This window comes from Brevundimonas sp. LF-1, assembly GCF_037055305.1.
GTDB classification, from domain to species: Bacteria; Pseudomonadota; Alphaproteobacteria; order Caulobacterales; family Caulobacteraceae; genus Brevundimonas; species Brevundimonas sanguinis.
This window is the reverse complement of the sequence record NZ_CP146349.1, coordinates 438,875-461,626: the sequence shown is the minus strand read 5'-3', so window position 1 is coordinate 461,626 and position 22,752 is coordinate 438,875. Positions and strand designations below refer to the sequence as shown.

The following is a 22,752-nucleotide window of genomic DNA, read 5'->3' as shown; positions in this document are numbered from 1 at the left end:
TGGCATCGGTCGTGTCGGCCCTGGCCCGCTTGGGGGCTTCTGTCAGTTCGGTCTGGTCGATCCACAGCGGCTGCTCCAGACCGAAGGGGTCAGGGTCAGTCGCGCGCGATAGACCCAGGCGGATCGGGTGTCGTGAAGCGTCAGGATGGTCGCGCCTGACGGGTAGGTGAAGATCTGTTCCTGATCCAGGTCCAACACGGCCCCGGTCACGGACGCCACGTCGTAGAGAGAGGTCAGCGGCCGCTCAGCGCGAACGCGCATCAGGGTCTCGATCTGGCTGTCGTTCAGGCCGAACCAGACCGCCAGGGCGGCCGGGCCGGCGGTGTTCACATTCTGGGTGGCTGAGGTGGCGTCGGCGGCCAGCGCGTCGCGCAGGGCGCGCCACTTCTTCGGCTCGACCGCCAGACGCGCGCCCAGGATCGACAGCCATTCCGTCGGCCGGATCAGGCGCCGGTTGGCCGGGCCGCCGTCGGCGTAGTCGGCGCGCTCGGCCCCGTTCGGCTGCCTCAGGTCGTCTGAATCGATATAGTCCGTATAGCGGGCGATCAGGGCCTGCCGCTCGCCCGGCTGGACGCCCGCCGCCTCCAGAAACCGCTCATGCGGCTGGCCGAACAACTGGGCGGTGTTGATAAGGCCCGCCTGATCCTGAAGGCGCAGGACCAGCGGCCCGTCCGCGTCCATCGTATAGCGGCGCCCGTCGGCCATGACCTTTTCGACCGGCACGCCCGAGACGTTGGACGGCTCCTGTTGCGGCCCCTCCATCTCCAGCGTCTGGCGGATGTCGTTGACCCCGAAGCCATAGGCCCGCGTCGGCTCGGTAGCGGCCATGAAGGACAGGGCGGCCTCGGCGCTCATCGCCCTTGCAGGAAGCGGACGCGCGCGCGCGCCGAGGCCGCCTCGGCGCTCAGGCTGGCCAGGGCCGTGATCGCCACCAGGAAAATCAGCGTCACCACCCCCGTCACCGCCAGCACGGCGGGCAGGGCGAAGCCGGAGCGGCGCCGGGCGCGAGATCGGGGCCTAGAAGTCGGCATCGAACCTCACCCATCGACCCGGATTGCCGGACGAGGCCACCTCCACCACATCCACGTCCGGGCCGCCGTTCAAGCGGACGAAAAGGCGGGCGCTGCGCATGCCTTCTTCGCCCAGCACCCGCTCGCGCGGCGTTTCGAACGCGGGCGCCCAGGTCTGGCCGTCCTGGGAATAGGACAGGCTGGCCTGTCCGCCGTGGGGCAGGGGCAGCAGCGGCGTCCTGCGGCCGGCGGCTTCGCACATCACGACGCGGCGGCCGTCCTGCACCTCGATCGTCAGCACCAGTCGCCCGGCCCAGCCCTGGGGCGCGCAGCCGGTGGCGCGCTCCATGACGGCCTCGCCTTCCAGCCGCTCGGGCGCGCCCACAAGCGGCAGGTCCACGCCCTCCATAATCGCGGCGGGCGGGCGCACGGTCAGGCTGCGGATGATGCTGCGCAGGTCGCTGATCGCCACATCGGCGTCGGCCGCGGACATGGCGCGCCGTCCCAGCGCAAAGCCCGCGTCGCCCGCCTTCATGCCGATCGAAAAGATGACGGCCAGCGCCATGCCCCCGATCGCCAGCACGACCAGGGCTTCAATCAGGGAAAAGCCGGAGCGGCGGGCGGAGATCATTGCCCGGCCTTGATAGGGCGTCCCGCACCGCCTGCCAACATTGGCATGACGCCGCTCTGAACAAAGACTTCGGCTTTTCGTCGTTCTCCCGGGCTGATATGGAAGACGTTGAGTTCTATGGGGGAAGGGGATGCGCGGCGTCGCCTCGGTCTTGATAGCGGCGAGCCTCGGCGGCGCGGCATGGGCGGGGGTCAGCATCCTTACGCCGCCGGACCGCGCCCAGGCCGGCTCTGCGCGCCTTATCGCTCATGCCGCGCCGCTCCCGGCCGAGCTGCCGGAAGTCGTTCCCGCGCCCGAGACGGACGCCGATCGCCGCGCCCGCCTGAACGCCCGCCTGAAGACCATGCTGGACGAAGGCAAGGGCGCCCGTCTGACGGACGCCCCGCCGCGTCCGCCCGCGCCCGCCCGTGCGCCGCGTCCGGCGCGCGCCGCGGCCAAGGCCGAGCCTGCGGCGACCTTCGCCCCGCCCGCCCATGACGCCGCCTCCGCGCGCCCGACCGTGCGGCGCGCAGGCGGCTATGTCCCGCCGACGCTGGATCTGAAGACGCCGCCGCGCGTGCCGCAGAACGATCTCGAATGTCTGACGCAGGCCGTCTACTATGAGGCCCGAAACGAAAGCGAAGAGGGACAGGCGGCGGTCGCCGAGGTGGTGATCAACCGATCCCGCCACCGGGCCTATCCGAAGTCGATCTGCGAAGTGGTCTATCAGCGCAACAGCCGCACCTGCCAGTTCACCTTCACCTGCGACGGGTCGATCGGCCGCCGTCCGGTCAGCGCGGTCGCCTGGGCGCGGGCCGAACGCATTGCGCGCGAGGTGCATGAAGGCCGCTCGTCCAGCCAGTTGCCCAAGAACTCGGTCAACTATCACGCCAACTATGTCCGCCCCTCGTGGGGCCGCCGTCTGGCCCGCGTGCGCCAGATCGGCGCCCACATCTTCTACGGCGCGCCCCTGAACGGCTCGACCCCCGGCGCCTATGAACGCGACGCCGCGCCTGCGCCCGCCCGCCTGCTGTTCGTGCGCAATGAGGCGCTGGACCGCGCCTATGCCGTCCTGGCGGGTCAGGCTTCGAACGGCGCGAGCGAAACCCCGACACGGCTGCGCAATGACGCTGGAGACCTCGGGCCGGCTCGTCCTGCTCAGGACGCCGCGTTACGGCGACGCGCGCGGCTGGTTCGCCGAGACCTGGTCCCGCGCCCGCTTCGCCGCCGCCGGCATCGACTGCGACTTCGTTCAGGACAACCAGTCGCGCTCGGAGCCGCAGGGCGTGGTGCGCGGCCTGCATTTCCAGACGCCGCCCTATGCTCAGGCCAAGCTGGTCCGCTGCCTGCGCGGGGCGATCCTCGACGTGGCGGTCGACCTGCGCGCCGGCGCCGCGACCTTCGGACGGGCTCACGCCGTCGAACTGTCGGCCGACAGCGGCGATCAGCTGTTCATCCCGCCCGGCTTCGCGCACGGCTTCGTCACCCTGACGCCCGGCGCCGAGATCGCCTATAAGGTGTCCGCCCCCTACGCCCCGGCGCATGAGGCGGGTCTGGCCTGGGACGACCCCGATCTGGACATCGCCTGGCCCGTCGCGGCGGATCAGGCGGTGCTGGCCGATCGCGACCGCGCCTGGCCGCGCCTGCGAGACCTGAACAGCCCGTTTCGCGGCGTTGAGGCGTCGGGGCTCTCGATTGTGGACCTGGCGACCGTTAGCCGTTAGCCGGAGAGGCTGCTGCGTCGGCTAAGGAGAGGCTTGTGCGGATATTGCTCACCGGCGGCGCCGGCTTCATCGGCTCGGCCCTGGTCCGCGAGCTTCTGTCGCGCGGCGACGAGGTGCTGGCGGTCGACAAGCTGACCTACGCCGGGGTCGAGGCCTCCCTGACCGAAGTCGCCGACCACCCCCGCTTCCGCTTCCTGAAGGCCGACATCGGCGATGCGGCCGCCATGGCCGGCGCCTTTGACGCCTTTCAGCCCGACCGCGCAGCCCACCTGGCCGCCGAAACCCACGTGGATCGTTCGATCGACGGCCCGGCGGTCTTCATTCAGACCAATGTCGTCGGAACCCAGGTCCTGCTCGATCAGGCCCTGGCCTATTGGCGCGGACTGAGCGGCCCGGCGCGCGAGGCCTTTCGCTTTCTGCACGTCTCGACCGACGAGGTGTTCGGCTCGCTCGGCGCCGAGGGGCGCTTCGACGAGGCCACGCCCTACGATCCGCGCTCGCCCTATTCGGCGTCCAAGGCGGCGTCCGACCATCTGGTTCGGGCCTGGGGGCATACGTTCGGTCTGCCGGTGGTGATCAGCAACTGCTCGAACAACTACGGCCCGCGCCAGTTTCCCGAAAAGCTGATCCCGACCCTGATCCTCAAGGCCCTGGCCGGCGAGCCCCTGCCCATCTACGGCGACGGCTCCAACGTGCGCGACTGGCTGCACGTCGACGACCACGCCCGCGCCTTGAGGCTGATGCTGGAACGCGCCGAACCGGGCCGCACCTATTGCGTCGGCGGCGACGCAGAGCGCACTAATTTGCAGGTCGCGGCGGCGGTCTGCGCCGCTCTGGATAAGCTCAAACCCCGCCCAGACGGCCGCCCTCACGCCGACGCCATCACCCTAGTGGAGGACCGGCCCGGCCATGACCGGCGCTACGCCATCGATTCCGGCCTGATCCGCGCAGAGCTGGGCTGGCGGCCTGAAGCGTCGTTTGAGCAGGGCATGGCCCGGACCGTCGCCTGGTATCTTGATAACCGGGACTGGTGGGCACCGCTGGTCGCAGCCCGTATGCCCAGACGGGGCCTGGTCTAGGTTAATCCACGCGGGAGACGATGAGGTCCGACATGCTGATCTCGCCATGGAAGACGCCTTCCATGACCAGCAGCCGGAATCGCACGCGCCTTGCGTCGTCCAGTCGTAAACCATTTCGATCTCAAAGACCCCGGGACGCCCTGGGCGGAACTCCTGGCTCACATAATCCTCGATGCCGCCCCAGTCGGCGCGAAACAGATAGCGACAGGCATAGGCGTCGACCGACAGGGTGAAGACCGCCTTCCAGCGTCCCGTCGGCATTTCCAGGTAGGGACCGTAGACCACGATGCGGGGGCGGCCGGTCAGGTCCAGCGTGGATCGTCCTTCGGCGTGGGTCGCGGGCGTGTTCCAGGTGAGCAGCGAGCCGCTCCAGACCGCCTCGCCACGGGTGTACACCTGAAGAGCCTTGGCCATCGCGCCGCTTGGCGCCGGCGAGGCGCCTGGAGGCGCTACCTCGAAATCCGGAAAGAGGCGGACGGCGCCAGACGCGAGCCGATCGGGGCCGAACACCCGCTCGTGCGGAAGCGTCGTGGATGCGGCGAAGCTCCGGCTGGCGGCCTGGATGGCGTGATGGCGTTCGGTCTGGTCCATCTGGTCGGGCAGGGTGATGTCCAGGGCGTCCAGGATGAAGGCGATGCGGCTGTCGTCGGGCTGGCGCCGCCTAGCCTCATCGGCCGAGATCGTCAGCAGCATCATGCGCGCGCCGGCGTTCAGATCCTGGCTTTCGTCCCAATCATGCAAGACATAGTTCGCACGCTCGGCGGCGTCGCGCAGGCGTGAAATCCAGTGGGACCGATTAGGCAGGGGCGGAAGGACAACCCAGTGGTGTGCGTTCAATTCGGCGCTCATGCGGCCCGCAGCCAGGTATAGACCTCGACCGCTTCTTGAATGTCGTGGAAGATTTTGGCGCGCCCGCTTTCGATGATGAGGGCGCGGTCGCAATAGTTCGCGATCATCTGGACGTCATGGGACGCCATGAGGAAGGCGCGGTGCGCGCGCTCTTCAAACAGGCCCTCTTGGCATTTGCGCTGGAAGCGGGCGTCGCCGACCGCCACCAATTCGTCGATCAGATAGCAATCGAATTCGATCGCAAGGGACAGGCCGAAGGCCAGGCGTGCTCTCATGCCCGACGAATATTGCTTGACCGGGTCGCGCAGCGCCTTGCCCAACTCCGCAAAATCGTCAACGCGCTCAAGGGTTTCCTTATACTCTCGGCCATAGAGGCGAGCCAGAAACCGCACATTGTCCAGTCCGGACAGGCTGCCTTGAAATCCGCCGCCGAAGCCGATCGGCCACGACGATGTCATGCGCCATGAGATGGAGCCTTCGCTGGGCGGCATCACGCCGCCCAGCATCTTGATCAGCGTCGATTTGCCCTGGCCGTTCCGCCCGAGGATGGCCAGTCGCCCTGAGCGTCCCAGGTCGAAGTTCAGGTCGGTGAACAGAGGCTTGTGGGCCCCGTGGTAGGTCTTCCCGAGGTTACGGACGCGAAGGCCTGGATCCGTGTCGGCGTCCGACGTCATCAGTCCTGCTGCCTATGCTCTCGGACGCCGGCCCAAACCAGCCAGCCTACGCCGTATGCCAGCAGGGTGGAGGCCAGAATGGTCAGGATGGAGCGCCAACGGCGCGGTTCCGACGCCTTGTCGGGGAGGCTCGGCTCGACGATGCGTTCAAGGTAGAGCTTCTGGCGACCGGCTTCCTGTTCGGCGGCCAGCAAGGCGGCGGTCGCCTGGGTCAGCTGCTTATCGGCGATCTCGCGCCGCAGGGTCAGTTCTTCGAAGGGGCCGATCTTGTTAGACAACGAGCTGGCGTCGCCCGCCATCTTGGCGCGCGCCTCCGCGACCTGGCGTTCATAGGCGGCTATGCGGTTGTCGAGGATCGGCAGTTGCGGGCTGGCCGGCGCCTCGGCCGCGACCTGAGCGCGTTCGGCGCGCAGTTGGGCGATCGTCACCAGCAAGCCGTTGATGACGCCCGAACTCTCGGCGGCCGCGAGGCGGGGGTCGATGAACTGGGCGCTGTTGCGCAGGGCCGTTAGAGCTTGTTGCGAAGCGGCGACCTCGCCCTGGGCGCGTTGTAACGCCGCTTTGGCGTCCCGCACGGCGTTGTTCGACGCCCGCTCATTCAGCCGGTTTATCAAGGTCTCCCCGCTGGCCAGCATCGCCTTGTTGAGGTTCTGGGCGTCTTTCGGGTCGAAGGCTTCGACGCGCAGGGTGCTGATGCCCGTGCCGGAATCGTACCCGACCGTCATGAAGCGCAGGAACGCCTTGTACAGGCTCTCTTCACTGCGGCTTTCCCAGGGGCGCGGGTAGCGCGCGATGAAGTCGGACCCGGGCCGGGCGAAAACCTTGTTCAGATCGAAGGTCTGCTGCAGTTCTTTCAGGCCGTCTCGGGACGAGATGTACTCGTGCACGGCGAATGCGTCGTTCATCCCGGTTGAGAAGCCCACCCCTTGCAGGGCCAGGCCCACCGCAGACGGCTGTCCCGAGTTGGCTGAACGCACGACGAACCGCGCTTCCGACACATAACGCGGCGAGGCGATCAGCAGATAATAGATCATAGCGATCAGCGTGGGCAACGCGACCACGATCAGGAAGCCCACTGGAATGCGCTTCCAGAGGTCCTGCCGCTTGTTTGAAGGCCCCTCGATGGCGTTCAGAGGGCCGACGTAACTGATCTTTTGCTCAGCCATAGGAAGGGTTCGCCTTGGAAAACGTTGGCTCTTTACTCGACTGCAATACGATCGCGCGCACCCGCAATCATCGCCAAGCCTAGCAGATTGAACACCGCGCCACATAGCAGCGCGTAGCCGACGTCGAAATAGGTCGGCGTGAATTCGTTAAACACGCCGGCTCGCACCATTTCGACGCCGTGAACGAACGGGATCAGAAGCAGGACTTTCTGAAAATCGGGCGGTAGCCAGGCCACCATGGTGAACGCGCCGGACAGTGGTATCAGCACGTAGCTGATCAAGCCGATCAGGCGTTCGAAAACATCATAGCGCATCGCCAGGCCAGCAAGCACTAGCGCGAAACCCACGCCGACCCAGCATAGCAGGACCCAGCCGGCGTAAAGGGTGAGGTAATCGTGCGGCAATGACACCTGTCCGATCGCCAGCAAAATCACATAGACGATGACGAACGCCGCCGTCGTGCCCCCGATCTCGATCATGGCGCGCGAGGCGAAGATGTGAATCGGGCTTATTTTACGATGATACAGAAGCCCGAGGTTGGCTTGGAGCGCTGACGACAGGGCGCCGATCAAGTGCCTGATCAGGATCAACGACATATAGCCCGTCATGACGAACGGGATCAGTCGAACGCCATGTTCGTACTCAGGCTTGGTGGCGCTCCACAAGATCATCACGCCGAAGCAGAACAGCAGAGGTTCGCCGACGATCCAGGCAAAGCCCAGACCCTCGCGCCCAAACCGCGTGGCCATCTCGCGCATCATGAGAGCGCCGACGATTTTCAGGTGGCGAGCTGCTTTTGCGAACATGGAATGAGGGTTGACGCAGCGGCGCTGCAAGGAGCTGGACGGCGCCGATGCCGGAATGGCCGTCTCGACGTTGGCCAGACCATAGCCGACCTATGATGGGGCGCAATGTTTCATTCGCCTTGGCCGCTGGAATCGCGAGAGGTTTTAAAGGGTCAAGCGCACTCTGAATGGATAAAGCCGCCCTGGCGTCGACATGCGTAGTTTTTGATCTGGGCGCCAAGCCTGGCTTCCGTGGCTCCGAAGCCACAGTCGAGCGCTATGGCGCATGGCCGGCCGGGATGATCAGACAGTCGACCTGGTGATGACGCCACAGATCATCGCGGCGGCCTCCTGGGCTGTGGTTTTGTCGGCGTCGACATGGATTTCGGCGTTGTCCGGCGCCTCATAGGGGCTGTCGATGCCGGTGAAGTTGGTCAGTTCGCCGCGCCGGGCCTTGGCGTAGAGACCTTTGACGTCGCGGGCTTCGACCGTGGCGAGCGGGGCGTCGACGAAGATTTCCAGGAAGGGCACGTCCCCCATCATCTCGCGCGCCATCGCCCGTTCGGCGCGGAAGGGCGAGATCAGCGACACCAGGACGATCAGGCCGGCGTCGGCCATCATCCGGGCGGCTTCGGCGGCGCGGCGGATGTTCTCGACCCGGTCGGCCTCGGTGAAGCCCAGGTCGCGGCTGAGGCCGTGGCGCAGGTTGTCGCCGTCGATCAGATAGGTGTGGCGCCCTCGGCGGCCAGCTGCTCCTCGACCAGGTTGGCGATAGTGGACTTGCCCGCGCCGGACAGGCCGGTGAACCACAGCACGGCCGGTTGCTGGCCCTTCAGGGCGGCGCGGCGGGCGCGGTCGACCTTGATCGGCTGGCGATGGATGTTGTGGGCGCGGCGCAGGGCGAAGCGGATCATCCCGGCGCCGACCGTGGCCTGGCTCATCCGGTCGATCAGGATGAAGCCGCCCATCTCGCGGTCTTCGTCATAGGGGGCGAAGGCGATGTCGGCGCCCAGCGACAGGTGGCAGACGCCGATGTCGTTCAGCTCCAACGTCCGTGCGGCCAGGGGCTCCAGGGTGTTGACGTTGACCTTGTGCCGGATGTCGGTGATCGAGGCGGCGACGGTGCGGGCGCCCAGCTTCAGATCGTATTGGCGGCCGGGCAGCAGCGGCGCCTCGGCCATCCAGATCACGGCGGCCTCGAACTGGTCGGCGGTCTCCAGCGGGGCGGCGGCGGCGCACAGGACGTCGCCGCGCGACAGGTCGATCTCGTCGGTCAGGGTCAGCACGACCGACCGACCGGCACCGGCCTGTTCGGCGTCCTCGGTCGGGGCCAGGACGCGCGCGACCGTGGTCGTCACCCCCGACGGCAGGGCGCGCACGGCGTCGCCCGGCCTGACGCGGCCTGCGGCGATCCGGCCCGTATAGCCGCGAAAGTCCAGATGCGGCCGGATCACGCCCTGCACGGCCATGCGGAACGGCAGGTCCTGACCTTCGAACAGCGGGGGCAGCGCCTCCAGCGTCTCCAGCAAGGTCGGGCCGGAATACCAGCCGGCCTCCTCGCCGCGTCGCGCCACGTTGGCGCCGGTCGCGCCGGACGCCGGAATGGCCGTGACCTCCAAGCCGATCTGGGCGGCATAGGCGGCGAACTCGGCGGCGATGGGCTCGAACACCGCCTGGCTCCAGTCGATCAGGTCCATCTTGGTGACGGCCAGAACCACGCGGCGCACCCCCATCAGGGCCAGGATGTGCGCGTGGCGGCGCGTCTGGGTCAGCACCCCTTTGCGGGCGTCGGCCAGGATGATCGCCGCATCGGAGGTCGAGGCGCCGGTGGCCATGTTGCGCGTGTACTGCTCATGGCCGGGGGTGTCGGCGACGATGAAGCTGCGCCGCTCGGTCGAGAAGTAGCGATAGGCCACGTCGATGGTGATGCCCTGCTCGCGCTCGGCCAGCAGGCCGTCGACCAGCCGGGAGAAGTCCAGCGCGCCGTCCGCATCGGTCAGGGCGGCGATCTGGTCGTCGGGGACGGCGCCGACGTCATGCAGCAGGCGGCCGATCAACGTCGACTTTCCGTCGTCCACCGAGCCGCAGGTGATGAAGCGCAGCAGGTCGCGCTGGGGGAGGGCGCCGACATCAGAAATAGCCCTCCTGCTTCTTGCGCTCCATCGACCCGGCCTGGTCGCGGTCGATCAGCCGCCCCTGACGCTCTGAGCTGCGCGAGGCGCGCATCTCGGCGATGACGGCGTCCAGCGTCGTCGCCTCGCTTTCGATGGCGCCGGACAGCGGGTAGCAGCCCAGGGTGCGAAAGCGCACGGTGCGGACCTCGGCCGTCTCGCCGGGGTTCAGCCGCATCCGCTCGTCGTCGACGACGATCAGGGCGCCCTGGCGCTCCACCACCGGGCGCGGCGCGGCGAAATACAGGTCCACGACGGGGATGTTCTCGGCGGCGATGTAGTCCCACACGTCCAGCTCGGTCCAGTTGGACAGGGGAAAGACCCGCATGGTCTCGCCTGGCGAAACGCGCGGATTATACAGGCTCCACAACTCGGGCCGCTGACGGCGCGGATCCCAGCGGTGGCCGGGGCCCCGGAAGGAGAAGACGCGCTCCTTGGCTCGGCTGGCCTCCTCGTCGCGGCGTGCCCCGCCGATGGCGGCGTCGAAGCCGTGCAGGTCCAACGCCTGCTTCAATCCTTGCGTCTTCCACAGGTCCGTGTGCACGGCCGAGCCGTGGTCGAACGGATTGACGCCGCGCTCGACGGCTTCGGGGTTCTTGTAGACGATCAACTCCATGCCGCTTTCGGCGGCCATGCGGTCGCGCAGGGCGTACATGGCGCGGAACTTCCACGTCGTATCGACGTGCAGCAGGGGGAAGGGCGGCGGCGCGGGATGGAAGGCCTTGCGCGCCAGGTGCAGCAGGGCCGCCGAATCCTTGCCGATCGAATACAGCAGCACCGGGCGCGCGCACTCGGCCGCCACCTCGCGCAGGATGTGGATGCTCTCGCTCTCCAGCCTCTGGAGATGCGTCAGTCGCTCGGCGGAAAAGTGGGCGCCACGGCGTCAGGCCAGCGTCAGCCCGACCTTGCCGTACAGGTCGCGCAAGCGCGCCTGATAGGCGGCGGGCGTGAACTTGCCGGCCTGGATCAGGCCGCGCGCCTGCAGGTCGAGACGAAGGCCTTCGTCGGCGTCGAGCGCCTGGATGCCCCGCGTCATCGCCTGGACATCATAGGGATCGACGATCACCGCCGCATCCCCGGCGACCTCGGGCAGGGAGCCTCCCGTCGAGGTCAGCACCGCCGTCGACAGGGCCATCGATTCCAGCACCGGCAGGCCGAACCCTTCATACAGGGACGGGAACAGGGTGGCCTTGGCCCCGCGGATCAGGCTGATCAGCATGGAGAAGGGCATGTATTCATACTGGCGGATGCGCTCGGCGCTGGGGCCGCCGTCGCGCTTGACCTGGTTCAGCAGGGCGGTCTCGCCCTCGTCCAGCCAGGCGCGGCCGCCGATGATGACCAGCGGCGTCTTGCTGCCGGACGCCAGATAGGCCTCGACGATGCGGCCCAGGTTCTTCTTCGGCTCGATGGCGCCGAAGTGCAGGAAATAGTCCTTCCAGCCCAGGTTGAAGACGCCTTCCAGCTCCAGCTCCACCTCGGCCTGAGAACGCGAGGTCAGGCTCTTAGGCAGGTCGACGGCCTGATAGGTGTTGGTAACCCGGTCTTCGGACACGCCCAGCAGGCGGATGACGTCCTGGCGGGTCGTTTCGGACACCACGGCGATGTGGTCGGCGCGCTTCGCCACCGCCTGACACAGGCGCATATAGACCGCCTTGTCGTCCATCGTGGTGTGCGGCAGGCGCAGCGGGATGAGGTCGTGGATCGTATAGAGGTTCGGGACGCCCTTGGCGTAGAGCGGCAGGGTCGCCGTCCAGTGCATGGCGTCGGGCCGCGGAGCGTCAGCCGAGGCTTCGAAACTGACCGGCGTCTCCTTGCCATAGGCTGCGAAGCTGCGGTTCGCCGTGTGGAACAGGTTCTGGGCGGCCCAAAAGCTGTCCGCCGCCGGCCGGCCGCCGCCTCGGCTGGGCCAGATGACCTCGCCCGAAGGCATGATGGCGTGCGCCTCGCGCCCGAAGCGCGACGTGTAGGTGTCGCGGAAGCGCTGGATCTTCTTCTTTCGGTTCAGCTTTTCGGGCGGGCGCTCGGCGTCGGTCAAGGCCGTCTCGTTGACGACGTTGCTGGCCTTGCGAGCCGCTGCTGGACCGTAAAGCACCTGCGTCCCCAGGCCGATCTCGCGCACATTGATCAGCAGATTGCGCCCATAGGTGGCGATCCCCGAACCCTTCGCGAGCGCCAGGTTGAAGCCGTCGATGCAGATAGAAGACATTGAGATGAGCTGATCCGATGAAGCAGCGGGATGTGGACGACACCCTGATCCTCAGGTCAAGGGGCGCAACGGACGTCTTTGTTAACCTGTGCTTCATCCCTGTAGCCCGCAGGCCACGTTTTGAGCCTAAGCTGTGGTTTTGGCGCCTTTGCCGCTCGACCCCTCATGGCAACGCTGCTAGGGAAGCGGCAGGTGACTTTTTCTCGTCGCCATACTGACAACAGATCTCGGAGGGCCGCATAATATGCGTGTCAAGAGTTTGATCCTGGCGTCGAGCGCGGCGGCCGCCCTGGCCCTGTCGGCCGGCGCTGCATCGGCTGAGCCCGATGGCTGGTACGGCGCGATCGACGCCGGCTACCACATCATCGACGACATCAATACGGAAGCCTCGGCGACCGGCCACAACTGGAACTGGGAAGTCAACGACGGCTGGGCGGCTTTTGCTCGCCTGGGCTACCGTTTCAACCCGAACTGGCGCGCTGAACTCGAAGGCGGCTACCGCTCGGGCGACATCGGCACCGTGCGCGCCGTCTCGGGTCCGCAGGGCCTGTGCAACCTGACGCCGGCCACCGGTCCGTGCCACTCGCCGGAAGGCGACATCACGTCGACCACCCTGATGGCCAACGTCATCTATGACTTCGGCACGCCGGACTGGACCCTGCGTCCGTTCGTCGGCCTGGGCGTGGGCGTCAACCGCGTCAACACCGACACCGTCGGCCGCCTGCGTCAGACGCCGGGCGTGACCTTCGGCGCTGACGACAGCTCGACCAAGTTCGCCGCCCAGGCGATCGCCGGTCTGGCCTGGGCCGTCTCGGACCGCGCCAACGTCGACCTGACGTACCGTTACCTGACGGGCGACATGGAGTTCGACACCCGCACCTCGGGCACGGGCGCCATTCCGTTCGGCACCCTGGCGGGCGACTATGACCAGTCGCACACCGTGACGCTGGGCCTGCGCTATGCGTTCGGCGCCGAGCCGGTCGCCCCGCCGCCGCCGCCCCCGCCGCCGCCGCCCCCGCCGCCTCCCCCGCCCCCGCCGCCGCCGCCGCCTCCGCCGCCTCCGGCCAAGCCGGCTGCCCGTCAGTTCGTGGTCTACTTCGACTTCGACCGTTCGGACCTGACGGCGGAAGCCCGCTCGGTGGTGACGCAAGCCGCCAACTACGCCAAGTCGGGCGCTCCGACGCGCGTGCTGGTGGTCGGCCACACCGACACCTCGGGCAACGCGGCCTACAACATGGGCCTGTCCAACCGCCGTGCGCGCACCGTGGCTGACGCCCTGGTCGCTCAAGGCGTCAACGGCGGCGTGATCTCGCTGGACGGCAAGGGCGAAACCGCCCCGGCCAAGGCCACCGGCGACGGCGTGCGCGAGCCGCTGAACCGCCGCGCCACCGTCGACATCAACTTCTAAGGCTCAAGGGGGCCGGTTCATCCCGGCCCCCGCGACCATAGAAGCGTCGATAAGATCAAGGACGGTCAGCCCGCAGGGGCCGATCGTCCTTTTCTTGCGCCAAAGCCGCCCTTGCTGGCGCCTGTCTTCATCGACGGCTATCTGCTGAGGACGACTTCTAGAGGAGTGCTTTGATGCGCGTCGCCATGATCGGAACGGGCTATGTCGGCCTGGTGTCTGGGGCCTGTTTCGCCGATTTCGGCCACACGGTGACCTGCGTCGACAAGGACGCCTCCAAGATCGACCGCCTGCACCAGAACATCATGCCCATCTATGAGCCGGGCCTGGACGATCTGGTGGCGACCAACGTCAAGGACGGGCGCCTGTCCTTCGCCACGCACGGCGCCGAGGCCATCCGCAGCGCCGACGCCGTCTTCATCGCCGTCGGCACCCTCGCGGCGCGGCGACGGCCACGCGGACCTGTCCTACGTCTATGCGGCGGCCGAAGAGATCGCCGATCTCATGCAGGGCTTCACCGTCGTGGTGACCAAGTCGACCGTCCCGGTCGGCACCGGCGACGAGATCGAGCGCATCATCCGCGAACGCCGTCCCGACGCCGACTTCGCCGTCGTCTCCAATCCCGAATTCCTGCGCGAAGGCGCCGCGATCGGCGACTTCAAGCGCCCCGACCGCGTCGTCGTCGGCACGGACAACGAGCGCGCCCGCGCCGTCATGGCCGAACTCTATCGCCCGCTGAACCTGAACGAGACGCCGATCATGTTCACCGGCCGTCGCACGTCCGAGTTGATCAAATACGCCGCCAACGCCTTCCTGGCGATGAAGATCACCTTCATCAATGAAGTCGCCGACCTGTGCGAGGCGGTCGGCGCTGATGTGCAGCAGGTGGCCCGCGGCATCGGTCTGGACAATCGCATCGGCTCGAAATTCCTGCACGCCGGGCCGGGCTACGGCGGTTCGTGCTTTCCCAAGGACACCCTGGCCCTGGTGCGCACGGCGACCGACGCCGGCTCGCCGGTTCGCCTCATCGAGACGACGGTGGCCATCAACGACGCCCGCAAGAAGGCGATGGCCGACCGCGTCGCCGAGGCGCTGGGCGGCGATCTGAAGGGTCGGACGGTGGCGCTGCTGGGCCTGACCTTCAAGCCGAACACCGACGACATGCGCGATGCGCCGTCCCTGGATGTCGCGCCGGCCCTGATCGCGCGCGGTGCGACGGTTCAGGCGTTCGACCCCGAGGGCATGGAGGAGGCCGCCAAGCTTCTGGACGGCGTCGTCTTCAAGAGCGGCCCCTATGACGCGGTCGAGGGCGCCGACGTGGTGGTGATCCTGACCGAATGGAACCAGTTCCGCGCGCTGGATCTGGACCGGGTCAAGCTGCTGTTGAAGCAGCCGGTCATGGTCGATCTGCGCAACGTCTATCGCCCGGACGACATGAAGGCGCGGGGCTTCCGCTATACGTCGATCGGCCGACCCGACCACGCCGCCTGATCAACGGCTTCTAGAAGAACAGGGCCCGTCCCGCCGCGATGACGACGGCGGCTGTGACCACGGCGGCGAACGCCGCTGTGGCGCCAAGCCTCAACGCCCTGCCCAGCGCCCGACCCGCCGCGTCGTCATCCATGCGAAGCTCCCTGATCGCGGACACCAAAGCCGCGCGGACAGGGAACCGCAATAGGCGAACCGGCTTGGGGCAGGGCGGCGTCAAAGAAAAAGGGCGGCCCGGTCAAGGGCCGCCCTGCATCCTCAACCCGGCGTCGGGATCAGCCGGTGAACGGACGGATCAGGATTTCGACCCGGCGGTTCTGCGCCTTGCCCTGGACCGTATCGTTGGAGGCGATCGGATTGCGGGCGCTCATGCCGGCGACGTAGAGGCGCTCGCGCATCACGCCGCGGTCGATCAGATAGGAGGCGACGGACGACGCCCGGCGCTCCGACAGGGGCTGGTTGATCGCGTCGCCGCCCGAGGAGTCGGTGTGGCCGATGACGTCGACCATCGACCGGTCGTACTCGTTCAGCACGCGGGCCACGTCGTCTAGCACCGGCAGGAAGCGGGCGTCCAGCGACGACTGGCTGGACGCGAAGGTCACGTCCGACGGCATGCGCAGGACCAGGTTGTCGCCCTGGCGCGCCACGCCGACGCCGGTGCCCGACAGCTCGGCTTCCAGGGCGCGCTGCTGGCGGTCCATGTATTGGCCGACGCCGGCCCCGGCCAGGGCGCCGACGCCCGCGCCGATCAGCGCGTTCTTGCGGCCCTGTTCGCCGCTGGAGGTGTTGGTCAGATAGCCCAGCAGGGCGCCGCCGACGGCCCCGGCGATGGCGCCCGTGCCGGTGTTGTTGCGACGCGGCGCAGAGCTGTAGGGGTCAGTGGTGGTGCAGGCGGCGGCGCCCAGCAGGGCGGCGATGCTCAGGCCTGTGACGGCAAGCTTGGCGCGCATAGGTGATCCTTTCGATAGTGATCCGGTCGCAGGAACGCCGCCATATGGTGAAGGTTCCAATCTGTACCCGTCATGAACGGAACCGGCGCGGTTTTCACAGCGGTTGCGACTGCGGCGAGCGTTGACCGCGCGGCCCCGGCCCCCATCTGTAACAGCGGCCGGGCGCTTTGCCGATCGCGGGAGGCGCCGGACGGCCGAGGTCGCTTTTCCATGAGGACCCCATGACCACCCGCGCCTTGCTGTTCGACAGCCCCTTCCTGCTGGGCTTCGACCAAACCCGAGCCCTGATCGACCGCGCCGCCAAGGCGGCGGGCGAGAGCTATCCGCCCTATAACGTCGAACAGATCGGCGAGGCGGCCGTCCGCATCACCCTGGCGGTGGCCGGTTTCACGCCGGACGATCTGTCCGTCACCGTCGAGGCGCCAGCTGACCATCACCGGCAAGCGCGAGGACGCCGGCCGCGACCCGCAGGCCTTTCTGCATCGCGGGATCGCCGCGCGCGGCTTCGTGCGCAGCTTCGTCCTGGCCGACGGGCTGGAGATTTCCGGCGCGCAGCTGGAGCACGGCCTGTTGCACGTCGACCTGATCCGCCCGGAGCAGGAAAAGCTGGTGCGGCGCATCCCCATCACCACGACGGGCTGAAAAAGCCGTCGAACCGCTCGGCTTTCCGGGCGTTCAGTCAAGCGTAAGGAGGCGGTCTTATGACGCCCATCATGACCAAGAAGGACTTCGCCGGTTTCGGCGCCCCGATCTCGTCTACGTCCGCGCCATCCGCGCCTCGGACGTGGTGGCCGACGCCCACGTCGAGCCGGCGGCGGACATCGAGATCGACCCGGACCAGATCCTGTACGCGGTGCACGGCGCCGACGGCGAGCGTCTGGCCGTCATGCTGGATCGCGAAACCGCCTTCGCCGCCGCCGTCGCGCACGAGCTGGAGCCGGTCTCGGTCCATTGATTTTGCTGGAAGAATAAAGGCGCGGGCCGCCGGGCGCCGCGCCTTTTGGCCGGTCAGGCGGCCGTCTTGGACACGTCCTTGACGAACAGGGCGCGAATGGCGTCCACGGTGCGCGCTTGGCGCAGTTGCTCGCGCAGCTCCGGCGAGCGCAGGGCGCGCGACACCGCCGCCAGGGCGCGCAGGTGCTCGGCCCCGGCGTCCGTCGGCGCGAACAGGGCGAACAGCAGATCGACCGGACGATCGTCCAGCGATTCATAGGCGACCGGCGTATCCAGACGGACGAAGACGGCGCACACCTGCTCCAGCCCCTTGATGCGGGCGTGCGGCACGGCGACGCCGGAGCCCAGGCCGGTCGAGCCGAGGGCTTCGCGTTCCAGCAGAGCCTCGAAGGCGCGCTCGGCGTCCATTCCCGTCGCGCTGGCGAAGGCCTCGGCGACGGCGTGCAGCGCCTGACGTTTGGATGAGGCGCCGCCTCGCAGGACGATCCCGTCCGGCGACAGCAAATCAGCAATGTCCATGACTACCCCGAAAACGGTACCCGACATGTGCGGAAGGGCGAGGGCCTAATAGCGCCTTCGCCCTTCCATAGGAAGTCTTTCAGCCGACGCGTTTGACCGCGCCGTTCACCGTACGCTCCGGGTCGATCCAGCCCACATTGCCGTCAGGGCGGCGATAGACCACGGCCAGGCCGCCGTGGGCGGCGTTGCGGAACATCACCAGCGGATAGCCGGTCATGTCCAGTTCGGCCACGGCGCGTCCCACGGTCAGGGTGCGGATCTCGGACTGGGTCTCGGCGATCACCATGCCCACCGGAGGCGGCTCGTCCGGGCGGCCCGCGTCGCCGAACTCTTCATCCTCGACCGAATCGGGATCGCGGAAGATGGTCAGGGCGGCGACTTCGCGCGCCGCGTCCTCGGTCTTCTCGGGCGACAGGCCCTTGGGACCGATGTGGTGATCCTTCAGGCGGCGCTTATAGCGGCGGACCCGTTTCTCCAGCTTGTCCAGACTGTCGGAGAAGGCGGCCTGGGCGTCGCCGCCGAAACCGGTCGTCACCAGCGATTGGCCCGAAGCCAGACGCACCCAGCAGTCAACGCGGAAACCATGGCGGTCCTTGGAGACCACGACCTCGGCGTCCTGGGCGCCGCGGGCGAAATATTTGCCGATGCCCTCTTCGAGTTCCTGGGAGATGCGCGAGCCTAGCGCTTCGCCGACATCCACTTGTTTGCCGCTGACTTGTATCTGCATAGCCCTACAACGCGACGGACGGCGTTTGGTGTCAACGTCGATCACCGATTTGTGGTGAAGCTTGGCGGGGGCGTGATCAGGCGGTCTTGAGCAGGCGACGGCGCTGGACGGACGACGGATTTTCAAGGCTTCCCGGTACTTGGCGACCGTGCGCCGGGCGATGTCGATGCCCGCCTCGTTGAGGATTTCGACGATCCGATCGTCGCTCAGCACCTCGCCGTCCGCGTCCTCGGCGTCGATCATGGTCTTTATCCGGCGGCGGACCGCTTCGGCCGAATGTGCGGCGCCGCCGTCGCTGGACTGGATGGCGGCGGTGAAGAAGAACTTCAGCTCGAACACGCCGCGCGGGGTGGAGACGTATTTGTTCGAGGTGACGCGGCTGACGGTGGATTCGTGCATCTCGATGGCTTCCGCCACCGTCTTCAGCGTCAGCGGACGCAGGAACTCGACGCCGAAGGCCAGGAAGGCGTCCTGCTGGCGCACGATCTCCGACGAGACCTTGAGGATGGTCTTGGCGCGCTGGTCCAGCGACTTGACCAGCCAGCTGGCCTGGGCGGCGCAGTCGGCGACGAAGGTCTTCTCCGTGTCGGACCGGGCGCCCGCCGCGATCACCGCATGATAGCGCTTGTCCATCAGCAGCCGGGGCAGGGTGTCGGCGTTCAGCTCGACCCGCCAGCCGCCGGCCGGGTCGGGGCGCACATGAACGTCGGGCACGACCGTCTGGGCCGGTTCCCTGCCGAAGCCCGCGCCGGGACGCGGCGTCAGGCCCTTCAGCTCGGCGATCATCTCGGCCAGATCTTCGCCGTCGACGCCGCACGCCTTGCGCAGGGCGGTCAGGTCGCGCCGCGCCAGCAGCTCCAGGTTCTCCAGCAAGGCCGCCATCGCCGGATCGAAGCGGTTGCGCTCGACCAGTTGCAGCGTCAAACATTCGGCGATCGAACGGGCCATCACCCCCGTCGGCTCGAAGCCGTGGCAGACGCTCAGAACCGCTTCCACGCGGGCGACGTCCACGCCCAGCCGCTCGGCGATCTCGGCCAGATCGGCGCGCAGATAACCGCCTTCGTCCGTGGCGTCGATCAGGGTCAGGGCGATGCCGTGGTCGGCCGCCGACAGGCCCGCCGCCGAGGCCTGGGCCTGCAGGTGCTCCCACAGGGTCAGGTCGCGATGATCGGGGCGCTCGCGCTCTTCGCCGTCAGCCATGCCGCCGGCCCCCGTGCGGGACCAGTCGTTCAGGCCGGGCTGGGCGGCGCCGTCCTCCTGACGGTCGCTGACCCGTTCGCCAGGCGCGGCGTCGCCGTACAGATCGTCCGAGGCGGCGTCCATGTTCTGGGCGTGGGCGTCGGACCCCTCGACGAAACTCAGTTCCGCCTCGCCGCCGTGGTCCGAGGCGGCGTCGGTGACGGCGTCGTTGGCGGAGTCTGGCGCGCTGTCGCCTCCGGCGTCAGCCTCGTCGCGTTGCAGCAGGGGATTGCGTTCCAGCTCGGCCTCGACGAAGGCCTCCAGCTCCAGGTTCGACAGTTGCAGCAGCTTGATCGCCTGCTGCAGCTGGGGCGTGATGACCAGCCCCTGCCCCTGCCTGACCTCCAGCCTCTGACCGATCACGTCGCTTCAACCCCGCCTGCGCACCAAGTGGCCCGCTTCTTGCTGGGGATGATGGGGCAGAGCCGTTAACGGGCGGTGATCAGGCGCGCAGCCAGCGGCGCTCGCGGCGCCTTAGCCGTACATCTCGCCCAGATAGACGCGGCGCACCTCGGCGTCGGCGACGGCTTCGTCCGCCGTGCCTTCGAACAGGACCGCGCCCGACGAGATGATCGAAACGCGGTCGATGATGTCCAGCGTCTCGCGCACATTGTGGTCGGTGATCAGCACGCCGATGCCCTGGCTCGACAGATAGCGGATCACCTGCCGGATATCGGCGATGGCCAGCGGATCGATGCCGGCGAACGGCTCGTCCAGCAGCATGAAGCTGGGTCGCGCGGCCAGGGCGCGGGCGATTTCGACGCGGCGCCGCTCGCCGCCGGACAGGCCGGTGGCCGGGGCGTGGCGCAGGTGGTCGATGCGCAGCTCCTCCAGCAGGCGGGACGTCTCGTCGCGCGCGCCGGCGGCGGTCTTCTCGCGCAGTTCGACCACGGCCTTGACGTTCTGCTCGACCGTCATGCCGCGAAAGATGGAGGCTTCCTGCGCCAGATAGCCCAGACCCATGCGGGCGCGCTGGTACATGGGCTGCTGGGTGATGTCCTCATTGTCCAGCCAGATCGAGCCGCTGTCGGCGGGGATCAGGCCGGTGATCATGTAGAAGCAGGTGGTCTTGCCCGCCCCGTTGGGCCCCAGCAGGCCGCAGACCTCGCCGCGCTGGACGTTCAGGGAGACGTCGCGCACCACCTGCCGCTGGCCGAAGCTGCGGGCGATGTGCTCGACGCGCAGGCCTGTCGGGCGCGCGGCCTCGACCGCCGTCGCCGTCGGTTCGACGACCGGCGCGTCCAGGTTCAGGGCGGAGAGTTCCTTGCGCGCCACGCCGCCTCAGTTCCCTTGCGGATAGAAGACGCCCTGGACGCGGCCGCCGGGGCCGCCGCCCTCGATGCGGGCCGTCTCGGTGCGGACGTTATAGACCAGGCGGCTGCCGGTCAGGACGCTCTTGCCCTGGGTCAGGATGACGTCGCCGGTCACCACCACATTGCCGTCGTTCAGCGTATAGACGGCGCGGTCGCCCTTCATGCTCTGGTCCGGGGTGACGAAATAGACGTCGCCGCTCGCCTCGATGCGGTTCAGGTCGCCATTGGACGTAAAGCCCCGGATGGCGTCGGCGCGAAGGCGGTTGCCGCCTTGCGTCACCTCGGCGCGGCCGCGCAGCGAGAAGCCGTCGGGCGTATATTCGCCGCTGTCGGCGCCGTACTGGACCGGCTGGCGGCTGGCGTCGGCGCGGTTCTGGGCTCCCGACACCGCGGGCAGCATCAGGGCGGTCAGCAGGGCCGCGCCCGCGATCGTCAGCTTGGACTTGGACAGTTTCATCGGTCGGCTCCGGCGGGATTGATCGTCCCGGTTACCTTGTTTTCGCCCTGGCCGTTGAAGACGACCCTCTGGCCCTGATCATAGATCGCATAAGACGAAGCATCGATGCTTCCAAGGGGGCCGCGACCGTGCACCCCCTTGTCGCCGGTGACCACCCCGGTGTCGGTGTCGACCACGGCTTCGGGCGTGGTCAGCTCCCAGCCGGTGCCGCCGTCCGAGATCTTCACGTTCGGGCCGATGACGACCTTGCGCTGGGTCTCGATATAGGTGCCGCCGTCCGCGCTCAGCTCCGTCGTCTTGCGCGCCCCCAGGTTCAGCCGCAGCAGGGGGCCGACCAGGCGGAAATGGCCGGTGGCCGGGTCGCGCACCGCGCCTTGGGCGCCGATGACGAAGGAGCGCCCTTGCGCGTCCTGGCCGTGGAACATCGGATTATCCAGACGGATCTCGCGGCTTTCGCTGGCCTTGCGCTCGACCCCGGACATGACGGTGCGGAACACGGTCCAGGTCAGGGCGCCGCCCGCCAGCATCACGATGACGATCGGCAGGACGCGCCGATACAGCTTCACCCGTCGCGAGCGCGTGCGCCAGCGTTCGCCGGCGCGGGCGACGCGCGCCTCGTCGGCGCGCTTCTGCTCGTCCTGGACGTCGGGCTCGCTCATCGGCGTCTCGGGTCCGATCCTTTAGGCGTGGGCGAAGATGTCGATCTCGTCCCAACCGGCCAGGTCGAGGCGCGAACGCATGGGCAGGAAGTCGAAGCAGGCCTGGGCCAGCTCCATGCGGCCCTCGCGGACCAGCATCTCGTTCAGCCGGTTCATGATGACGTGCAGGTGAAGAACGTCCGAGGCGGCGTAGTCCAGCTGCGCCTGGCTCAGTTCGGCCGAGCCCCAGTCCGAGCTCTGCTGCGCCTTGGACATCTCGATCCCGGCCAGTTCGCGCGACACGTCCTTCAGGCCGTGGCGGTCGGTGTAGGTCCGCGCCAGCTTGGAGGCGATCTTGGTGCAGTAGACCGGGCGCGTCTCGACGCCCAGGTGCAGCTCGAACATGCCGATGTCGAAGCGGCCGAAGTGGAAGATCTTCAGCACCTTGGGATCGGTCAGCAGCCGCTTCAGGTTGGGGCAGTCATAGGCCGGGCGGTTCAGGCGCACGACGTGGGCGTTCCCGTCGCCTGACGACAGCTGCACCACGCACAGCGGATCGCGGCGGAAGCGCAGGCCCATCGTCTCGGAATCGATCGCCACCTCGGGGCCCAGGTCCAGGCCGTCGGGCAGGTCGCCTTCGTGGAAATAAACCGTCATGCGCGCAAACTCGTTCGTCGTTCAGGCCGCAACATAGACGAACCGCGCGCCACCGCCAGAACACAGGCGCCGGAACTCAGGCTCGACTTCGCCGTCGCGGCCGCGGGGAGGGAAGATCAGGGCCGAAATGA

The 22,752-nt window shown here is 67.9% G+C and carries 21 protein-coding genes and 6 pseudogenes; 7 read left to right on the top strand and 20 right to left on the bottom strand.

The window, feature by feature from the left end; all coding sequences use genetic code 11:
- Positions 1-42: 42 nt before the first annotated feature.
- The 4 genes from V8F63_RS02495 to V8F63_RS02480 all read right to left on the bottom strand — a co-directional run bounded on the left by V8F63_RS02495 (position 43) and on the right by V8F63_RS02480 (position 2,502).
- A complete protein-coding gene (locus V8F63_RS02495) occupies positions 43-855 on the bottom strand; it encodes a hypothetical protein (RefSeq protein ID WP_392354399.1) in 813 nt (270 codons plus the stop codon).
- Complete coding sequence (locus V8F63_RS02490; RefSeq protein ID WP_392354398.1) at positions 852-1,031, bottom strand: hypothetical protein; 180 nt, start codon at positions 1,029-1,031, stop codon at positions 852-854. The genes V8F63_RS02495 and V8F63_RS02490 overlap by 4 nt, the downstream gene beginning before the upstream one ends.
- On the bottom strand, positions 1,018-1,641 hold the full coding sequence (locus V8F63_RS02485; protein ID WP_025978695.1) for a type II secretion system protein: 624 nt from the start codon (positions 1,639-1,641) through the stop codon (positions 1,018-1,020). The genes V8F63_RS02490 and V8F63_RS02485 overlap by 14 nt, the downstream gene beginning before the upstream one ends.
- A 705-nt stretch (positions 1,642-2,346) precedes the next feature.
- Positions 2,347-2,502 (bottom strand): hypothetical protein, encoded by a 156-nt coding sequence (locus tag V8F63_RS02480; RefSeq protein WP_392354396.1) that lies wholly within the window; start codon positions 2,500-2,502, stop codon positions 2,347-2,349.
- A gap of 242 nt (positions 2,503-2,744) precedes the next feature.
- On the opposite strand from V8F63_RS02480, the gene rfbC reads away from it, so the two are divergent.
- The 3 genes from rfbC to V8F63_RS02465 all read left to right on the top strand — a co-directional run bounded on the left by rfbC (position 2,745) and on the right by V8F63_RS02465 (position 5,203).
- Positions 2,745-3,344: a dTDP-4-dehydrorhamnose 3,5-epimerase gene (rfbC, locus tag V8F63_RS02475; protein WP_392354395.1), complete on the top strand. Its 600-nt coding sequence runs from the start codon at positions 2,745-2,747 to the stop codon at positions 3,342-3,344.
- A 35-nt stretch (positions 3,345-3,379) separates the two neighbouring features.
- Complete coding sequence (gene rfbB / locus V8F63_RS02470; protein WP_392354394.1) at positions 3,380-4,423, top strand: dTDP-glucose 4,6-dehydratase; 1,044 nt, start codon at positions 3,380-3,382, stop codon at positions 4,421-4,423.
- 570 nt (positions 4,424-4,993) lie between these two features.
- On the top strand, positions 4,994-5,203 hold the full coding sequence (locus V8F63_RS02465; RefSeq protein ID WP_392354392.1) for a hypothetical protein: 210 nt from the start codon (positions 4,994-4,996) through the stop codon (positions 5,201-5,203).
- A gap of 65 nt (positions 5,204-5,268) precedes the next feature.
- Here the strand turns inward: V8F63_RS02465 and V8F63_RS02460 are convergent, their stop codons facing one another.
- The 7 genes and pseudogenes from V8F63_RS02460 to V8F63_RS02430 form a co-directional block, all read right to left on the bottom strand.
- On the bottom strand, positions 5,269-5,946 hold the full coding sequence (locus V8F63_RS02460) for an ABC transporter ATP-binding protein (protein ID WP_025978701.1): 678 nt from the start codon (positions 5,944-5,946) through the stop codon (positions 5,269-5,271).
- On the bottom strand, positions 5,946-7,112 hold the full coding sequence (locus V8F63_RS02455; RefSeq protein ID WP_025978702.1) for a chain-length determining protein: 1,167 nt from the start codon (positions 7,110-7,112) through the stop codon (positions 5,946-5,948). Before V8F63_RS02455 ends, V8F63_RS02460 begins: the two co-directional genes overlap by 1 nt.
- Before the next feature lie 32 nt (positions 7,113-7,144).
- Positions 7,145-7,948 (bottom strand): ABC transporter permease, encoded by an 804-nt coding sequence (locus tag V8F63_RS02450; protein WP_235599180.1) that lies wholly within the window; start codon positions 7,946-7,948, stop codon positions 7,145-7,147.
- Between the two features lie 252 nt (positions 7,949-8,200).
- Positions 8,201-8,811, bottom strand: a pseudogene (cysC, locus tag V8F63_RS02445) (adenylyl-sulfate kinase).
- A 54-nt stretch (positions 8,812-8,865) separates the two neighbouring features.
- Positions 8,866-9,975: pseudogene (locus V8F63_RS02440) on the bottom strand (GTP-binding protein); the annotation flags it as partial.
- A gap of 52 nt (positions 9,976-10,027) precedes the next feature.
- Positions 10,028-10,921, bottom strand: a complete 894-nt coding sequence (gene cysD, locus V8F63_RS02435) for a sulfate adenylyltransferase subunit CysD (protein WP_392355017.1) — start codon at positions 10,919-10,921, stop codon at positions 10,028-10,030.
- Positions 10,922-10,951: 30 nt separating this feature from the next.
- Entirely contained in the window at positions 10,952-12,274 is a 1,323-nt protein-coding gene (locus V8F63_RS02430) for a glycosyltransferase family 1 protein (RefSeq protein ID WP_392354389.1), read from the bottom strand.
- A gap of 244 nt (positions 12,275-12,518) precedes the next feature.
- Here V8F63_RS02430 and V8F63_RS02425 point away from each other — a divergent pair, with 244 nt between their 5' ends.
- On the top strand, positions 12,519-13,682 hold the full coding sequence (locus V8F63_RS02425; RefSeq protein WP_278069797.1) for an OmpA family protein: 1,164 nt from the start codon (positions 12,519-12,521) through the stop codon (positions 13,680-13,682).
- A gap of 173 nt (positions 13,683-13,855) precedes the next feature.
- Positions 13,856-15,170, top strand: a pseudogene (locus V8F63_RS02420) (UDP-glucose/GDP-mannose dehydrogenase family protein).
- A 10-nt stretch (positions 15,171-15,180) separates the two neighbouring features.
- On the opposite strand, the gene V8F63_RS02415 reads toward V8F63_RS02420, so the two are convergent.
- Entirely contained in the window at positions 15,181-15,303 is a 123-nt protein-coding gene (locus V8F63_RS02415) for a hypothetical protein (RefSeq protein WP_268750894.1), read from the bottom strand.
- Positions 15,304-15,442: 139 nt separating this feature from the next.
- Positions 15,443-16,117, bottom strand: coding sequence for an OmpA family protein (locus V8F63_RS02410; RefSeq protein WP_025977766.1), 675 nt, complete (start codon positions 16,115-16,117; stop codon positions 15,443-15,445).
- Between the two features lie 221 nt (positions 16,118-16,338).
- Here V8F63_RS02410 and V8F63_RS02405 point away from each other — a divergent pair.
- A pseudogene (locus V8F63_RS02405) lies at positions 16,339-16,759 on the top strand (Hsp20 family protein).
- 59 nt (positions 16,760-16,818) lie between these two features.
- Positions 16,819-17,072, top strand: a pseudogene (locus V8F63_RS02400) (DUF1150 family protein).
- A gap of 53 nt (positions 17,073-17,125) precedes the next feature.
- Here V8F63_RS02400 and ptsN read toward each other — a convergent pair.
- The 7 genes and pseudogenes from ptsN to V8F63_RS02365 all read right to left on the bottom strand — a co-directional run bounded on the left by ptsN (position 17,126) and on the right by V8F63_RS02365 (position 22,621).
- A complete protein-coding gene (ptsN, locus tag V8F63_RS02395) occupies positions 17,126-17,590 on the bottom strand; it encodes a PTS IIA-like nitrogen regulatory protein PtsN (protein WP_025977764.1) in 465 nt (154 codons plus the stop codon).
- Between the two features lie 79 nt (positions 17,591-17,669).
- Positions 17,670-18,317 (bottom strand): ribosome hibernation-promoting factor, HPF/YfiA family, encoded by a 648-nt coding sequence (gene raiA / locus V8F63_RS02390; RefSeq protein WP_025977763.1) that lies wholly within the window; start codon positions 18,315-18,317, stop codon positions 17,670-17,672.
- A gap of 76 nt (positions 18,318-18,393) precedes the next feature.
- A pseudogene (gene rpoN / locus V8F63_RS02385) lies at positions 18,394-19,919 on the bottom strand (RNA polymerase factor sigma-54).
- A gap of 111 nt (positions 19,920-20,030) precedes the next feature.
- Entirely contained in the window at positions 20,031-20,831 is an 801-nt protein-coding gene (lptB, locus tag V8F63_RS02380; protein ID WP_392354386.1) for an LPS export ABC transporter ATP-binding protein, read from the bottom strand.
- A 6-nt stretch (positions 20,832-20,837) separates the two neighbouring features.
- Positions 20,838-21,326: an LptA/OstA family protein gene (locus V8F63_RS02375; RefSeq protein WP_392354385.1), complete on the bottom strand. Its 489-nt coding sequence runs from the start codon at positions 21,324-21,326 to the stop codon at positions 20,838-20,840.
- Positions 21,323-21,985: an LPS export ABC transporter periplasmic protein LptC gene (gene lptC / locus V8F63_RS02370; RefSeq protein WP_392354384.1), complete on the bottom strand. Its 663-nt coding sequence runs from the start codon at positions 21,983-21,985 to the stop codon at positions 21,323-21,325. The genes V8F63_RS02375 and lptC overlap by 4 nt, the downstream gene beginning before the upstream one ends.
- 21 nt (positions 21,986-22,006) lie before the next feature.
- Complete coding sequence (locus V8F63_RS02365) at positions 22,007-22,621, bottom strand: ribonuclease D (protein WP_278069792.1); 615 nt, start codon at positions 22,619-22,621, stop codon at positions 22,007-22,009.
- Between the last annotated feature and the right edge of the window lie 131 nt (positions 22,622-22,752).

Coding starts and splice junctions, on each gene's coding strand:
- V8F63_RS02495 (WP_392354399.1), bottom strand. CDS start 855: ATGAGCGCCGAGGCCGCCCTGTCCTTCATGGCCGCTACCGAGCCGACG.
- V8F63_RS02490 (WP_392354398.1), bottom strand. CDS start 1,031: ATGCCGACTTCTAGGCCCCGATCTCGCGCCCGGCGCCGCTCCGGCTTC.
- V8F63_RS02485 (WP_025978695.1), bottom strand. CDS start 1,641: ATGATCTCCGCCCGCCGCTCCGGCTTTTCCCTGATTGAAGCCCTGGTC.
- rfbC (WP_392354395.1), top strand. CDS start 2,745: ATGACGCTGGAGACCTCGGGCCGGCTCGTCCTGCTCAGGACGCCGCGT.
- V8F63_RS02465 (WP_392354392.1), top strand. CDS start 4,994: ATGGCGTTCGGTCTGGTCCATCTGGTCGGGCAGGGTGATGTCCAGGGC.
- V8F63_RS02460 (WP_025978701.1), bottom strand. CDS start 5,946: ATGACGTCGGACGCCGACACGGATCCAGGCCTTCGCGTCCGTAACCTC.
- V8F63_RS02455 (WP_025978702.1), bottom strand. CDS start 7,112: ATGGCTGAGCAAAAGATCAGTTACGTCGGCCCTCTGAACGCCATCGAG.
- V8F63_RS02430 (WP_392354389.1), bottom strand. CDS start 12,274: ATGTCTTCTATCTGCATCGACGGCTTCAACCTGGCGCTCGCGAAGGGT.
- V8F63_RS02425 (WP_278069797.1), top strand. CDS start 12,519: ATGCGTGTCAAGAGTTTGATCCTGGCGTCGAGCGCGGCGGCCGCCCTG.
- V8F63_RS02415 (WP_268750894.1), bottom strand. CDS start 15,303: ATGGATGACGACGCGGCGGGTCGGGCGCTGGGCAGGGCGTTGAGGCTT.
- V8F63_RS02410 (WP_025977766.1), bottom strand. CDS start 16,117: ATGCGCGCCAAGCTTGCCGTCACAGGCCTGAGCATCGCCGCCCTGCTG.
- ptsN (WP_025977764.1), bottom strand. CDS start 17,590: ATGGACATTGCTGATTTGCTGTCGCCGGACGGGATCGTCCTGCGAGGC.
- raiA (WP_025977763.1), bottom strand. CDS start 18,317: ATGCAGATACAAGTCAGCGGCAAACAAGTGGATGTCGGCGAAGCGCTA.
- V8F63_RS02375 (WP_392354385.1), bottom strand. CDS start 21,326: ATGAAACTGTCCAAGTCCAAGCTGACGATCGCGGGCGCGGCCCTGCTG.
- lptC (WP_392354384.1), bottom strand. CDS start 21,985: ATGAGCGAGCCCGACGTCCAGGACGAGCAGAAGCGCGCCGACGAGGCG.
- V8F63_RS02365 (WP_278069792.1), bottom strand. CDS start 22,621: ATGACGGTTTATTTCCACGAAGGCGACCTGCCCGACGGCCTGGACCTG.